12 protein-coding genes are annotated in these 13,353 nt (G+C 66.9%); 6 read left to right on the top strand and 6 right to left on the bottom strand.

All coding sequences use genetic code 11. The features are described 5' to 3' along the window. Nucleotides 1-6 precede the first annotated feature (6 nt). The 6 genes from QRM96_RS13535 to QRM96_RS13560 are packed head-to-tail and all read left to right on the top strand — an operon-like array spanning nt 7 to nt 5,997. On the top strand, nt 7-1,098 hold the full coding sequence (locus QRM96_RS13535) for a DUF7847 domain-containing protein (protein ID WP_018760231.1): 1,092 nt from the start codon (nt 7-9) through the stop codon (nt 1,096-1,098). Beyond that, a complete protein-coding gene (locus tag QRM96_RS13540) occupies nt 1,088-1,732 on the top strand; it encodes a DUF4129 domain-containing protein (RefSeq protein WP_285319975.1) in 645 nt (214 codons plus the stop codon). Before QRM96_RS13535 ends, QRM96_RS13540 begins: the two co-directional genes overlap by 11 nt. Further along, nucleotides 1,729-2,940, top strand: a complete 1,212-nt coding sequence (locus QRM96_RS13545; protein ID WP_285319976.1) for a DUF4350 domain-containing protein — start codon at nt 1,729-1,731, stop codon at nt 2,938-2,940. The genes QRM96_RS13540 and QRM96_RS13545 overlap by 4 nt, the downstream gene beginning before the upstream one ends. Next, nucleotides 2,937-3,950: an AAA family ATPase gene (locus tag QRM96_RS13550; RefSeq protein ID WP_285319977.1), complete on the top strand. Its 1,014-nt coding sequence runs from the start codon at nt 2,937-2,939 to the stop codon at nt 3,948-3,950. The genes QRM96_RS13545 and QRM96_RS13550 overlap by 4 nt, the downstream gene beginning before the upstream one ends. Continuing rightward, nucleotides 3,950-5,242, top strand: a complete 1,293-nt coding sequence (locus tag QRM96_RS13555) for a DUF58 domain-containing protein (protein WP_285319978.1) — start codon at nt 3,950-3,952, stop codon at nt 5,240-5,242. The genes QRM96_RS13550 and QRM96_RS13555 overlap by 1 nt, the downstream gene beginning before the upstream one ends. 41 nt (nt 5,243-5,283) lie before the next feature. Next, nucleotides 5,284-5,997 (top strand): DUF4166 domain-containing protein, encoded by a 714-nt coding sequence (locus QRM96_RS13560; protein ID WP_285319979.1) that lies wholly within the window; start codon nt 5,284-5,286, stop codon nt 5,995-5,997. 3 nt (nt 5,998-6,000) lie between these two features. On the opposite strand, the gene QRM96_RS13565 is transcribed toward QRM96_RS13560, so the two are convergent. From QRM96_RS13565 to QRM96_RS13590, 6 genes are all read right to left on the bottom strand, one after another. Next, on the bottom strand, nt 6,001-7,020 hold the full coding sequence (locus QRM96_RS13565) for a uroporphyrinogen decarboxylase/cobalamine-independent methonine synthase family protein (RefSeq protein ID WP_043423675.1): 1,020 nt from the start codon (nt 7,018-7,020) through the stop codon (nt 6,001-6,003). A 44-nt stretch (nt 7,021-7,064) separates the two neighbouring features. Then, nucleotides 7,065-7,463, bottom strand: a complete 399-nt coding sequence (locus tag QRM96_RS13570) for a chorismate mutase (RefSeq protein WP_018760238.1) — start codon at nt 7,461-7,463, stop codon at nt 7,065-7,067. A 110-nt stretch (nt 7,464-7,573) separates the two neighbouring features. Next, on the bottom strand, nt 7,574-9,289 hold the full coding sequence (locus tag QRM96_RS13575; RefSeq protein ID WP_285319980.1) for an ABC transporter ATP-binding protein: 1,716 nt from the start codon (nt 9,287-9,289) through the stop codon (nt 7,574-7,576). Next, entirely contained in the window at nt 9,286-10,299 is a 1,014-nt protein-coding gene (locus tag QRM96_RS13580; RefSeq protein ID WP_285319981.1) for an ABC transporter permease, read from the bottom strand. Before QRM96_RS13580 ends, QRM96_RS13575 begins: the two co-directional genes overlap by 4 nt. Nucleotide 10,300: 1 nt before the next feature. Beyond that, nucleotides 10,301-11,392, bottom strand: a complete 1,092-nt coding sequence (locus QRM96_RS13585; RefSeq protein ID WP_026264261.1) for an ABC transporter permease — start codon at nt 11,390-11,392, stop codon at nt 10,301-10,303. A 127-nt stretch (nt 11,393-11,519) separates the two neighbouring features. Continuing rightward, nucleotides 11,520-13,154 (bottom strand): ABC transporter substrate-binding protein, encoded by a 1,635-nt coding sequence (locus QRM96_RS13590; RefSeq protein ID WP_109863773.1) that lies wholly within the window; start codon nt 13,152-13,154, stop codon nt 11,520-11,522. Nucleotides 13,155-13,353 lie beyond the last annotated feature (199 nt).

A 13,353-nucleotide genomic window follows, 5' to 3' on the forward strand; every position in this document is an offset into this window, starting at 1 on the left:
CCCGGCATGCCCTACGGCACCCCGCCCTACGGTCAGCCGCGCTACGTCGCTCCCCCCAAACCCGGCATCATTCCCTTGCGGCCGCTGATGTTCGGCGAGATCCTGGATGGTTCTTTCCAAGCGATGCGCCGCAACGCAAAGGCCATGGTGGGCGCGGGCCTGCTGACCCAGGCCCTGGCCGCCGTCATCACCGCGGTAGTCACGGCCGTGAGTGCATCCTCGGCTGTATCGCTCGAAGGGTGGGCGCGCACTGCCACCCGGGGCGATATGGCGTCCATGGCCATCGGACTGATGGCAGGCGCCGCCGCGGTGACTGTCCTGTCCGTGTTCCTCTCCGCCGTCCTCCAGGGCGCCATGGTGGTGCCCGTGGCCCGGTCGGTCCTCAACCGCCCCACCGGCTTCCGGCGGATGATGTCCCTGGCGCGGCCCCGGATCGGCGCCCTCGTCGGATTGGCTGCGCTGCTGGTCGCGGCGGGAATTGCGGCCATGGGGCTGCTCGCCGTCATCCTGGCGCTCTTCTTCACCAACGTCCGGGGCGCCGCGTCCCTCTTCGCTTTCCCCCTGGTCCTGGGCGTCGTTGCCCTCTTCGCCTGGGTGGGCATCAAGCTCATGGTGGCGCCGGCCGCCGTCGTTATCGAAGAACTTGGTGCCTTCGCCGGGCTTCGGCGGTCGTGGGAGCTGACCCGGGCCAACTGGTGGCGGATCCTGGGCATCACGTTGGTGGTATCCATCCTGGTGGGCGTGATCAGCCAGGTGGTCCTGATCCCGGTGAGCTTCCTGCCCGTGGTCCTGGCCGGCGTCGTCTCGCCGCACGGCGGCAGCGGACAGGACGCCACCCTGGCAGTGGTCCTGGGCATCGTCACCGCCCTGGTCGGCGCTTTGGTCGGCGGGGTGGGGTTCGCCTTCCAGACCTCCGTCATGGCCCTGCTCTACATGGACTTGCGGATGCGCAAGGACGGCCTTGACATCACCTTGCTGCGCCAGGCGGAGACCGGGGCGGATCCGGACGGTATCCCGGGCCGGGGCCCCCGCCCGGGCACCAACACTCCGTACCCAGGGCAGGGTGCGGCGCCGGGAGCCTGGCCCTATGGCCACTGAGCCTCCGGTGCTTCCGGGCGCCGAAGAGGCACGGCGCTGGGCGGCGGAGGAACTGGCCAAACCGGAGTACCGGGAGGCCGCCCCGTCCTGGCTTGACACACTGTGGCGGAACTTCCTGGATTGGCTGCAATCCCTGGACGGCTCCCGGGGGGATGCGCCATCGGTCCCCGGCGTTGCCATCGCCCTTGTCATTGCCGGGATCATCGCGGCCGCCATCATCCTGGCGCGGCCCCGCCTCAATGCCCGAACCCGGCAGCCCAAGGACGTTTTTGAGCTCGGCAACTCCCTGGCGGCCGCGGACTACCGCGCCCGCGCGGAAGCCGCCGCCGCGGCAGAGAACTGGGGGGACGCCGTCGTCGACCGCTTCCGCGCCATGGTCCGCACCGCCGAACACCGGACGATACTGGATCCCCAGCCCGGCAGGACCGCAGACGAAGTGGCACAAGCGTTGTCCGTCCAGTTCGCTGCCGAAGCCGGGCCTTTGCGGTGGGCGGCAGAAACCTTTGATGGAATCCGCTACGGAAACAGGCCAGCGGGCAACGGGCAATACCGTGAAATGGTGGGACTCGATACCAGGCTGGAGGACATGAAGCCCGCATCCGCCGGCTCCGCAGGCACGGTGCCGGTGCCATGACCGGGCTTCCACCAGCGAACACCGGCTACAGCAACACACCAAGCTCCGGGGCGGCCGCCGGGCAGGCAGCGCGAGGCCGCGGGCCGTTCGGGTGGATCCGCAACCACCGTGGCCTGGCGGCCTCGGTTGTGCTTGCCGTTGCGGCGCTGGCACTCGTCATCGGAACGCAATTGGCCCCCAAGGGCGACACCGTTCCCCTGTCCGTCCACAATGCCGGACCCAACGGCGCCAGGGCGCTTGCGCAGATCCTCGGCCGCCACGGCGTGGACGTCCACACCCCGAACCGCTTCGATGCAGCGCTGGCCGACCTCCGGTCCAGCTCCTCACCCACGCTGCTGCTCTACGACCGGAACGGCATCCTTGGCAAACCCCAGCTTGCGGCCCTGGCAGCGGCGGCGGACCGCGTGGTGGTCATCTCCCCCAGGCTGGACACCCTCACCGCCCTCGACGTCGGCATCCACCAGGCCGGCGTCGTGCCTGACGCCGTCCCGGTCCTGGACCCGAGGTGCAGCCAGGCGGACGCCAACGCCGCAGGCCAGGTCACGGGCCAGGGAGGATTCGTGTACGACGGCGGCACCACCTGTTACCGGGCGGCAGGAACCGCCGGGATGCTCGCCACCAGCGGCGACCGGCGCACGGCAGTGCTGGGAAGCACGGCCGTGCTGGGGAACGACAAGCTCGACGACCTGGGCAACGCAGCCCTGGCGGTCAGGCTGCTCGGAGCATCGCCTGACCTTGTCTGGTACCTGCCCTCGCTGGAAGACGTGACGGTGACCGGCCACGGGAAGACCCTCGATGACCTGGCACCGGGTTGGGCACGCTTCCTGGGGCCTTGGCTGCTCCTGGTGGCGGTGGCGGCAATCGTGTGGCGGGGCCGGCGGCACGGGCCCTTGGTCTTCGAGCCCCTGCCCGTGGTGGTCAAGGCGGTTGAAACCGCGGAAGGACGCGCCAGGCTGTACCAGGACTCACGTGCCCTGGACCAGGCCCGGGACAACCTGCGGGCCGGCATGCTGGCGCGCATTTCAGGGAAGGTCCGGCTTGGCCCCGGCGCGGGGGCCGAGGACGTCATTGCCGCAGCGGCCCGGCTCCTGGGCAGGGATCCGGCTGCCGTGCGCGTGCTGGTGAATGAACGACCGGCAACCGAAGCCCACCTGGTGGCCTGGTCACAGGCCATGGACAAACTCGAGAAAGAGGTCATGACCCAATGAGCGAACACAGCAGCGGCCCGCAGGTCCTTAATTCGGTGGGCGGCGGCAATACAGCAGACGACGACGCTGCGAGGCAGTCGCTCCTTGCCGTCCGCCGCGAAGTGGCAAAAGCGGTGGTGGGCCAGGACGCAACGGTTACGGGCCTCCTGATCGCCCTGCTTGCGCAGGGGCATGTGCTGCTGGAGGGCGTCCCGGGCGTGGCCAAGACCCTGCTGGTCAGGGCGCTGTCCTCGGCCTTGAGCCTGGACACCAAGCGGGTGCAGTTCACCCCGGACCTGATGCCGGGCGACGTCACCGGCTCGCTGGTCTACGACGCCCATACCTCCGAATTCAGCTTCCGGGAGGGACCGGTGTTCACCAACCTCCTGCTCGCAGACGAGATCAACAGGACCCCGCCGAAGACGCAGGCCTCACTCCTGGAGGCAATGGAGGAGCGGCAGGTGTCCGTGGACGGCCGGGCCCGGAGGCTGCCTTCACCGTTCCTGGTGGCCGCCACGCAGAATCCGGTGGAGTACGAGGGGACCTACCCGCTTCCCGAGGCACAGCTGGACCGGTTCCTGCTCAAGCTCAGCATGCCGCTGCCGCAGCGCCAGGAGGAAATCGAGGTCATCCGGCGCCATGCCGCCGGGTTTGATCCCCGCGACCTTGCTGCCGCGGGAGTGCAGGCAGTAGCCGGTGCGGCGGATCTGGAACGGGCGCGTGAGGCAGTAACAAGGGTGGCTGTCGAACCGGAAATCATCGGCTACATCGTGGACCTAGTTAGGGCCACACGGAGCGCCCCCTCATTCCAGCTCGGGGTCTCCCCGCGCGGTGCCACCGCCCTCCTCAACACCTCACGGTCCTGGGCCTGGCTCTCCGGCCGCCCCTTCGTCACCCCTGACGACGTGAAGGCGCTGGCGCTGCCCTGCCTGCGCCACCGCGTGGCCCTGCAACCTGAGGCGCAGATGGACGGCGTACGGGTGGACGATGTCCTGGGCAGCATCCTGGCGTCCGTTCCCGTTCCCCGCTGATGGCCATCTCGGGTCGCTTCGTTGCACTGGTGCTGCTTGGCGTTGTCCCGGTACTGCTCCTCCCCGGCTGGCTGACCGTCCTGGCCACCGTGTCAGTGCTGACGGCCCTGGCGTGTACCGAACTGGTGTTCGCCGGGTCGCTGCGGCAGATCAGCGTGGTGCGCCCGGCGCCGGAAAATGTGACGCTGAACGGCCAAACGGACGCGGTGTTCACGGTCCGCAACGACGGCAACCGGGCGCTGCGGGGCACGGCCAGGGACGGTTGGCAACCTTCGGCCGGCGCCCGGAACCCGGTGCAGGACATCGACGTGCCGGCGGGCGAAAGCCGCCGCTACACCGTACGGCTTCAACCGGTCCGGCGCGGGGACCTCACAACGCAGCATGTGACCATACGTTCCTTCGGCCCGCTTCGCCTCGCCGCCCGCCAGCGCACCATCGGGTGCCCGGGCTCGGTGCGGGTCCTGCCGCCCTTCCATTCCCGGCGGCACTTGCCCTCAAAGTTGAGGAAGCTGCGCGAACTCGACGGCAAGGCTGCCGTGCAGATCCGTGGTGCCGGCACAGAATTCGACTCCCTGCGCGATTACGTCAGGGGCGATGACGTGCGCTCGATCGACTGGCGCGCCACCGCCCGCCGTTCCGCGGTGGTGGTCCGCACCTGGCGCCCGGAGCGGGACCGGCGCGTGGTGATGGTCCTTGATACTTCCCGGACCTCCGCCGCAAGGATCGGCGACGAAACCCGCCTGGACACCGGGATGGAGGCGGCGCTCCTGTTGGGCGTATTGGCGGAGCGCGGCGGCGACCGGGTGGACTTCGTTGCGTTTGACCGGCGGACCAGGGCCCGTGCCGCGTCCGCCGGGCAGGGAAACATCCTGGGGAGGCTGGTGCAGGCCATGGCCCCGCTGGAGGCGGAGCTGATCGAGATGGACTGGCCGGCGGTCCCGGCGCAGGTCAGGGCCCTCTCCGCGCATCGTTCCCTGGTGGTCCTGCTGACGTCGCTGGACGGTGGTGCACCGGAAGAAGGCCTGCTCCCGGCCGCCGAACGCTTGGCCAGCCAGCACGTCGTGGTGGTGGCCGCCGTCCGCGACCCGCAACTGGGCACGATGCTCCGCGATCGCAGCGATGCCACCGGAGTGTTCCGGGCGGCAGCCGCGGAACGCGCCCTTCTGCAGCGGGCAGCCCTGACCGCGGAGTTGCGGCGCTATGGTGTGGAAGTGGTGGACGCCGAACCCCATGAGTTGCCGCCCCGGCTCGCGGACATGTACATCCGGCTCAAGGCTGCCGGTAGATTGTAAAACCGGCGGCAGCTGTCCGTCACCGGCAACAGGAGGTCACCATGAGCGTCCCGATCTACCAGCAGGCCTTGGGCGCAGAGTTTTCCCGCCTGCAGCCCGAATTGCAGGAGTACTTCTCACTCGCCCCTGGATCAGGGCAGTACGGCGTGGGTGAAGGAACGTTCGACGTCGTGGGCTGCCGCCAGCGGTGGCTGCGCCCATTACTGCGGCTCACCAGCGGCGAAGAAGCATTTTTCCCGGAGTACGGCGAAAACGTCCCGTTCCGGATCGAGAACCATGCGCATCAGGATCCGTTTGGCCGATCCAGCCTGACCGCACGCCGGGAAATCCGCTTCCCCGGGCGCACCCGGCTTTTCCAGGACACCACCAGCGCCACCACGCGCGGCGGCGGCACGCAGCTGGTGGATTACGTCGGCCGGTACCGGCGCCTCGTCACGGACCTGAACCTGGGCGTCACCCCGGAAGGAAGGCTGCGCGGCGTATCCGAAGTTTCGCGGCTTTTCCTCGGACCGCTCCGGTTGCCCCTCCCTCGGGCACTGGATGCGAAAGCCTACGCGGAACAGTGGTGGGACCCCTCCGAAGGCCCGCACGGGCGGCACCGTATCCAGGTGAAAGTGATCCAGCCCCAGATTGGCCTGGTCCTGGTGTACGCGGGGGCCTTCGAGTACCGGCTCCGCCCCTACTCCGGCGGCAGCTCCGCCCAGAGCTACCTCCCCCGTTACGCCCAGCCGGACCGCTGGGAGAACAGGGTTTGAGTCTTATCCCAGCACCCGCTGGTTGAGCCCGTCCGCCACCTGGGTCAGCCTGCCGAGGACCGCCGTGGCCTGTGCAGGAGTGAGTCCCGCCAGTCCTGCCGAGGGCGTCACCCGCACCGCGCTGAGCAGTTGGGCGGGCAGGCCCAGCTGCCGCCAAGGACGCCATAGCGACTCCACGCCCTCGGCCACCTGCGGGAGCGTCCCCCCGGAGACTTCCAATGCACCGGCCCAGAAATGCTTGCCTGCCTCGACTGCCCCGGCGAGCTGTTCCCATTGCCGGTTGGTCAGGGCCTTCAACGGCAACGCAACGCCGTCGGCCCCCGCGGACAGGGCCAGCTCGATCGGTGCTTCGATGTCCGGGAGGGACACGACCACCTCGGCGGCTCCGGCTGCGCGGAGGGCGTCCAGGACCAGGCGCCAGGCCTCCCGCGCTTCGGAGACGGCGATCGCCCGCAGGGTCCGATACCCGCTGGCCGTGGGTATGGTGCCTGCCAGCACTGCTGTGATGGCCGGCTCGTCCACCTGGACCACCAGGCGGGTCCCCGGTACTGCTGCGGCAACCCGGCCAAGGTAGCCGCCCACCCCGGCGGCCAGTGAGGCTGCGAGGTCCCGGCGGGCGCCGTGGTCCAGCAAGGCGCGTTCACCGTTGTGCAGGTACAGGCCGGCAGCGAGGGTGAGCGGCCCCACCAGCTGGACCTTCAGTTCCCGGGCTGAAACGTCCTCGGCGCCGGCGACGTCCGCGAGGACATTCAGGTCGGTGGACAGGGCCGAAGCTGCCCGCCGCATGTCCTTGCCGGGGCGGTCAACAAGCCGCCACCCGTGGGGCTGGACATCAACGGCCAGTTCCTCAAGGAACGATGCGGTGCGGCCCAAGGCATCGGATCCAACGCCACGTTCCGGCAGTTCGGCGAGGAAAGGTAAATGCGGGCTGCCAAGTTCACCGCGAATGATCCGGGCGGCTTCGAGCGGATCCTCACCGGGCCACGGGCCCAGGCCAGTGGCCGTCACTTCCTGCGCAGCAATAACGGCCGGCTGCTGGCCGGGTCCGGGTTGGTGCTGTTCCCGGCTCACGCCAGTGCTGAGCTGTGGGGGTTGGCTTCGGCGGACGCCTGATGGTCCTCGGCGATGGCCTCATGGTGGCGGATAACCTCGCCGATGATGAAGTTCAGGAACTTTTCCGCGAAGGCGGGATCGAGGTGGGCGTCCTCGGCGAGTCGCCGCAGCCGTGCGATCTGGGCAGCTTCGCGCCCGGGGTCGCCGGCGGGCAACCGGTGTGCGGCCTTCAGGAAGCCCACCTTTTGCGTGGCCTTGAAACGCTCGGCGAGCAGGTACACCAGTGTGGCGTCGATATTGTCGATGCTGGAACGGATGGACAGCAGTTCAGCCATCACCGAATTATCCACGTGGCCTGCCAGTGAACTGGCGGATGGATCAAAATCGTCTGGGCCCGGGTTGTGCTGCGTCATGGTTCCAGTCTATGGGAGCGGATGGAATCGACGCGGGTATGAAGCGCCGGTGCCGGCTGACCGCCGGCACCGGCGCCACTGGCTCCTGCTTGCGGGAGCCACAGCCAGGCTCAGATGCCCAGGAGTGCCCGGTGTTCCTCCCGGCGTTTAGCCTGTTCGGCCGGGTCCGGCACTGGCAGCGAGGCGATCAGGCGGCGTGTGTAGTCATGGCGCGGGTTGCCCATGACCTGCCTGCCGATCCCCTGCTCCACCAGCTTGCCCTTGTACAGCACGCCCACCCAGGAGGACAGGATGTCAACTACGGCAAGGTCGTGGCTGATGAACAGGCAGCCGAAGCCAAACTCCTCCTGGATGTCCTTGAACAGTTCCAGGACCTTCGCCTGGACCGAAACGTCCAGGGCCGACGTCGGCTCATCCGCAATCAGCAGCCGCGGATTCAGGCTAAGTGCCCGCGCCAGCGATGCCCGCTGCCGCTGGCCGCCCGAGAGCTCGTGCGGGTACCTTCCCGCATACGACGCCGGCAACTGCACCGATTCCAACAGCTCGCCGACGCGCTTGCGCGCCTGGGCCTCGCTTGGCCGGGTGTGGATCAGCATGGGCTCCGCGATGCAATCACCGATGGTGAGTTGCGGGTTGAACGAGGCGGCCGGATCCTGGAAGACGAAGCCGATGTCCTTGCGGAGTGGTTTGAACGTGCGTTCGCGCAAGTTCAGCATTTCGTAGCCCAGGACCTTCAGGCTGCCTCCGGTGGTCCGGTTCAGCCCGGCGATGGCCCGTCCGATGGTCGTCTTGCCGGATCCAGATTCCCCCACAAGGCCGAACACCTCGCCCGTGGACAAGGTGAAGCTGACGCCGTCCACTGCCTTGAAGGCGGGTGTCCCCAGTCGTCCCGGGTATTCGATCACCAGGTTGTCGGCTGACACCAGCACTTCCCCGTCCTGGTGCGGACGTTCGGTGAGGCCGGCCGACGCCGAGTTGCGGCCCAGGTGCGGCACGGCAGCGAGGAGCTTGCGGGTGTAGTCCTGGCGGGGTTCAGCGAACAACGTCTTCGAGGTGGCCTCCTCGACGATGTCGCCCCGGTACATCACCACTACCCGGTCGGCGAGGTCGGCCACCACTCCCATGTTGTGGGTGATCAGGACGATCGAGGTGCCGTACTTGTCCCTCAGGTCCCGGAGGAGTTCGAGGATTTCCGCCTGTACCGTGACATCCAGGGCCGTGGTGGGTTCGTCGGCGACAATGAGGCCGGGATTCAGGGCCAGGGCTGCCGCGATCACCACACGCTGTTTCTGGCCGCCGGAAAATTGGTGCGGGTAGTAGTTGACGCGGTGCTCGGGGTCCGGGATTCCCACTTTGCGCAGGGCTTCGATGGCGCGTTCCTTGGCTTCCTTCGCTGATACGCGCCGGCTGCCGTCTGCCCCGGCATGGGCCCGGATCCCTTCGGCGATCTGCCATCCCACCGTGAATACCGGGTTGAGGGCGGTGGAGGGCTCCTGGAACACCATGGCCACGTCGCGTCCACGGATCTGGCGGAGCCGGCCGGGGCTCAGGCTGATGACATTGGTGCCGTTGATCAGCACGGCGCCGGAACTCATCGCTGTTTCAGGCAGCAGCCCCAGGATGGTTTTGGCGGTGACGGTCTTGCCGGAGCCGGATTCGCCCACGATGGCCAGCACTTCTCCGGCCCTGACTTCAAGGTTGACGTCCTTGACGGCATGGACGTCGCCGCCGTCGGTGGCGAAGGTGACCTGCAAGTGGTCGATCTCCAGCACCGTTTTACGGTCCTGTTCCGTGCGGTCCGAAACGGACCCAAGGTTTTCGCTCACGGGTTGCTCAATTCTGTTTCGGTGCCGGGTCCAGCTGATGCGGCAGATGCTTTGCGGCTGATCCGCTTCCGCCCGCGCAGGCGCGGATCGTTGAGGTCGTTGATGCTTTCGCCCACGAGCGTCAGCCCCAGCACGGTCCAGACGATGGCCAGGCCGGGGAACAGCCCCGTCCACCAAACGCCGGACGTGGTGTCGGCGAGCGCCTTGTTCAGGTCGAAGCCCCATTCCGCGGCTGAGCTCGGTTCGATGCCAAAGCCCAGGAAGCCCAACCCTGCGAGGGTCAGGATTGATTCGGAGGCGTTGAGGGTGAAGATCAGCGGCAGGGTGCGGGTGGCGTTGCGGTAGATGTGCCGGGTCATGATCCGGATGTTCGAGGCGCCCACCACCTTGGCCGATTCGACGAAAGGCTCCGCCTTGAGCCTGATCGTTTCGGCCCGGATCACCCTGAAGTACTGCGGGATGAACACGACCGTGATGGAGATGGCGGCAGCCAGGATTCCGCCCAGCAGGCTGGACTGGCCCCCGCTGATGACAATGGCCATGACGATCGCGACCAGCAGGGACGGAAAGGCGTAGATGGCATCGGCGACGACCACCAGGATGCGGTCCAGCCAGCCGCCGATGTAGCCGCTCACCAGGCCGAGGATGACGCCGGCGAAGATGGACAGGATGACGGCGACGATGATGACCAGCAGGGCTGTCTGGGTGCCCCAGATCACCCGTGACAGGACGTCATAACCGCCAACGGTGGTGCCCAGGAGGTGCTTGCCGCCGGGCGCCTGCTGGGTGGGGAAGTTGCCGTCGGCATCCGAGAGCTGCGCGAAGCCGTAAGGCGCCAGCAGCGGTGCTGCCAAGGCTGTGAGCAGGAAGATGCCTGTGAGGACGAGCCCCACGACCAGCATGAACCGTTGCAGCCCGACGCTCTTGTTGAAGTGGGAAACAACCGGCAGCCGCCGGAAGAAGGATGCCCGCGGGTTGGCCACGGGTTCCAGGGTGGTCTCGGCAGTCATGTCAGTACCTCACGCGGGGGTCGATCAGCGCGGCGATAATGTCCACGATGAAGTTGGTGACGGCGACGATGACGGCCAGCAGCACCACGATGCCCTGGACGGCGACGAAGTCGCGCGCCGTGAGGTAGTTGGCCAGCTGGAATCCGAGGCCTTTCCACTCAAAGGTTGTTTCGGTGAGCACGGCCCCGCCGAGCAGCACTGCGATCTGCAGGCCCATGACCGTGATGATGGGGATCAGCGCCGGCTTGTAGGCGTGCTTGGTGACCAGCCGGTATTCGCTGACGCCACGTGAGCGGCCCGCCTCAATGTAGTCCTTGCCGAGCGTGCCGATGACATTGGTCCGAACCAGGCGCAGGAAGACCCCGGCCGTCAGGAGGCCAAGGGCCAGAGCCGGAAGGACGGCGTGGGACATCACGTCGCTGAGGGCAGCCATGTTTCCGCTGCGCAGGGCATCCAGCCAGTAGATGCCGGTGGGGGCTTCCAGGGCTGTGAGGGACAGTTCGGTCCTCGTCCCGGCGCGGCCGGCGACCGGCAGCCAGCCCAGCCACACGGAGAACACCAACTTGAGCAGCATGCCGGCGAAGAACACCGGGGTTGCGTAGAACAGGATGGCCAGGATCCGGAGCACGGCGTCCGGCAGGTGATCACGACGGTGCGCGGCGATCATCCCGAGCGGTATGCCCACCACCAGCGCGACGATGATGGCGTTGATGGCGAGCTCCAGGGTGGCGGAGCCATAAGTGGTCAGCATCTCGGTGACCTTGCGGTTGTCCGAGAGGGTGGTGCCGAAGTTGCCCGTGACCAGCTGCCCCAGGTATTCGAAGTACTGCAGAAGCAGTGGCCGGTCGTAGCCGGCGGTGTGGATGCGTTCTTGCAGCTGTTCCGGCGGGAGCCGGCCGCCCATGGCGGCGGTAATGGGGTCGCCGGTGATCCGCATGAGGAAGAACACCAACGTGACGAGGATGAGGATGGTAGGGAAGATCAGCAGGAAGCGGACCAGGATGTACTGGGCGAGCCCTCCCCCTGCCGCTTTTTTCTTGGTCGGAAGGAGCGCGTCCGCATCACTTGGCGGCGCGTCAATCAAAGATGTCATCGGTACCTGGATTCGTGGTGACCGGGAGCCAGCATTCCCCTCGTTGCTGACTGATGACCGGCAAAAGGCGGGACACCATTGCGGCGTCCCGCCTCCGGCCCGTCAGAGCCCGATGGGGGTTGACTGCTTACTTGGACAGCACGCCAAGGCGTGTCTTGAACGAGGGGTCGAGGGTCTTCTCGACACCCTTGACGTCAGCTCCCGCCACCAGGAGCTGCGAGCCCTGCAGGAGCGGCAGGGTGGAGAGGTCCTTCGCCACTGCCGTCTGGGCATCGCCGATCAGCTTCTGGCGTTCGGTCTTGTCCGGAGTGACCAGCTGCTTCTGGATCAGGTCCGTGACGGTCGGGTTCTCGTAGTGGTTCTTGAGGAAGTTGCCCGGGATGAAGAAGGGCGTGAGGTAGTTGTCCGCATCCGAGTAGTCCGGGAACCAGCCGAGCTGGTATACGGGGTACGCGTCAGAGGTGCGTGCCTTGGAGTACGTCACCCATTCGGTGGACTGCAGGTCCACGGTGAAGAGGCCGGACTTCTCCAACTGTTCCTTGACCATGGCGTATTCATCGCCCGAAGACTTGCCGTAGTGGTCCGGGTTGTACTGCAGCTTCACGGTCACCGGACCGGTGATCCCTGCGTCGCTGAGGACCTTCTTGGCTTTGTCCAGGCTCGGCTTGCCGCTGCCGTCCCCGTACAGGTCCTTCATGGGCTGGATTGCGCCGGGCAGCCCATCCGCCACCACGGAGTAGGCGGGAACGTAGGTTCCCTTGTACACCTGGTCCGAGATGGCTTGCCGGTCAACAATGTCCGCCATGGCCTGGCGCACGGCCAGTGCCTTGCCAGGGTTGGCTTCAGGCGTCTTGGCGCCGAACGGCATGGTGTCGAAGTTGAAGACGATGTAGCGCAGCTCGCCACCCGGGCCCTTGTAGACCTTGACCTTGGAGTCCTTGCCGAGGTCGGCAGCGTCCGTGGCGGTGAGGCTTCGGCCGGCAACGTCGATGTTGCCGCCCTGGACGTCCAGCTTCAGGTTGTTGGAATCGGCGTAGTACTTGATCACGGCGCTGTCGTTGGCCGGCTTGCCGAGCAGTCCGTTGTAGTCGGGGTTGCTCTTGAGGCTGACGAGTTCGTTCTTCTTGTAGGAATCGATGGTGTACTGGCCGGCGAACGGCTTGGCCGCCACGATGTCTTCGTCGCTCATCACCTTATCGGCGGGGAAAACTTCCTCATCCACGATCGGACCGGTGTTGGTGCCAAGGACGCTCGGGAAGACTTGGTCGTTGGCGGCGTTCAGGGTGAACACTACGGTGGTGTCGTCCTTGACGTCGACGGACTTGAGGTTGGACAGCAGCGACGCCGGGCCGTTGGGATCATTGATCTTGAGGACGCGGTCGTAGGAGAACTTCACGTCCGAGGCCGTCAGCGCGTGGCCGTTGGCGAACTTCAGGTTGGGCTTGAGCTTCACGGTGAACTCGGTGGGTGACGTGAAGGACGCGGACTCCGCGATGTCCGGGCTGACCTCGGCCGAACCGGGCTTCGAGTTCATCAGGAAGGGGTAGACCTGGTTCATCACCAGGAATGAGCCTGCGTCGTAGGAACCGGCGGGATCGAGGGTTACGACCTTGTCCGTGGTTCCAAAGGTAATGGCACCGCCGCCGGCACTGCCGGTGGACGTTCCCCCGCCGCCAGAGGGCCCCGTGCATGCTGTCAGGGCCAGGGCGGAGATGCCTGCCAGCGCGATGGCGCGGTGCAGGGCCGTTGTGCTCTTGATCATCTGTGAACTTCTTTCCGATGAGTACGCGCACGCCCGCGGTCACAGGTTGATAGCCCCAGACGCCGGCGTGCAGTGCTGATCCCTTGATTCAATCAGAGAGTCAGCCCTCGGGACGGCCATTTCTGTGAGTTGAAACACAATATTTTCTCAATAGTTACCCGGCAGTGCGATGCGGAATCGTGCAGGCGGCCGGCCCTGG

Origin of the sequence: Pseudarthrobacter sp. lyk4-40-TYG-27 (assembly GCF_030209295.1) — a bacterium.
Classification (GTDB): Bacteria; Actinomycetota; Actinomycetes; order Actinomycetales; family Micrococcaceae; genus Arthrobacter.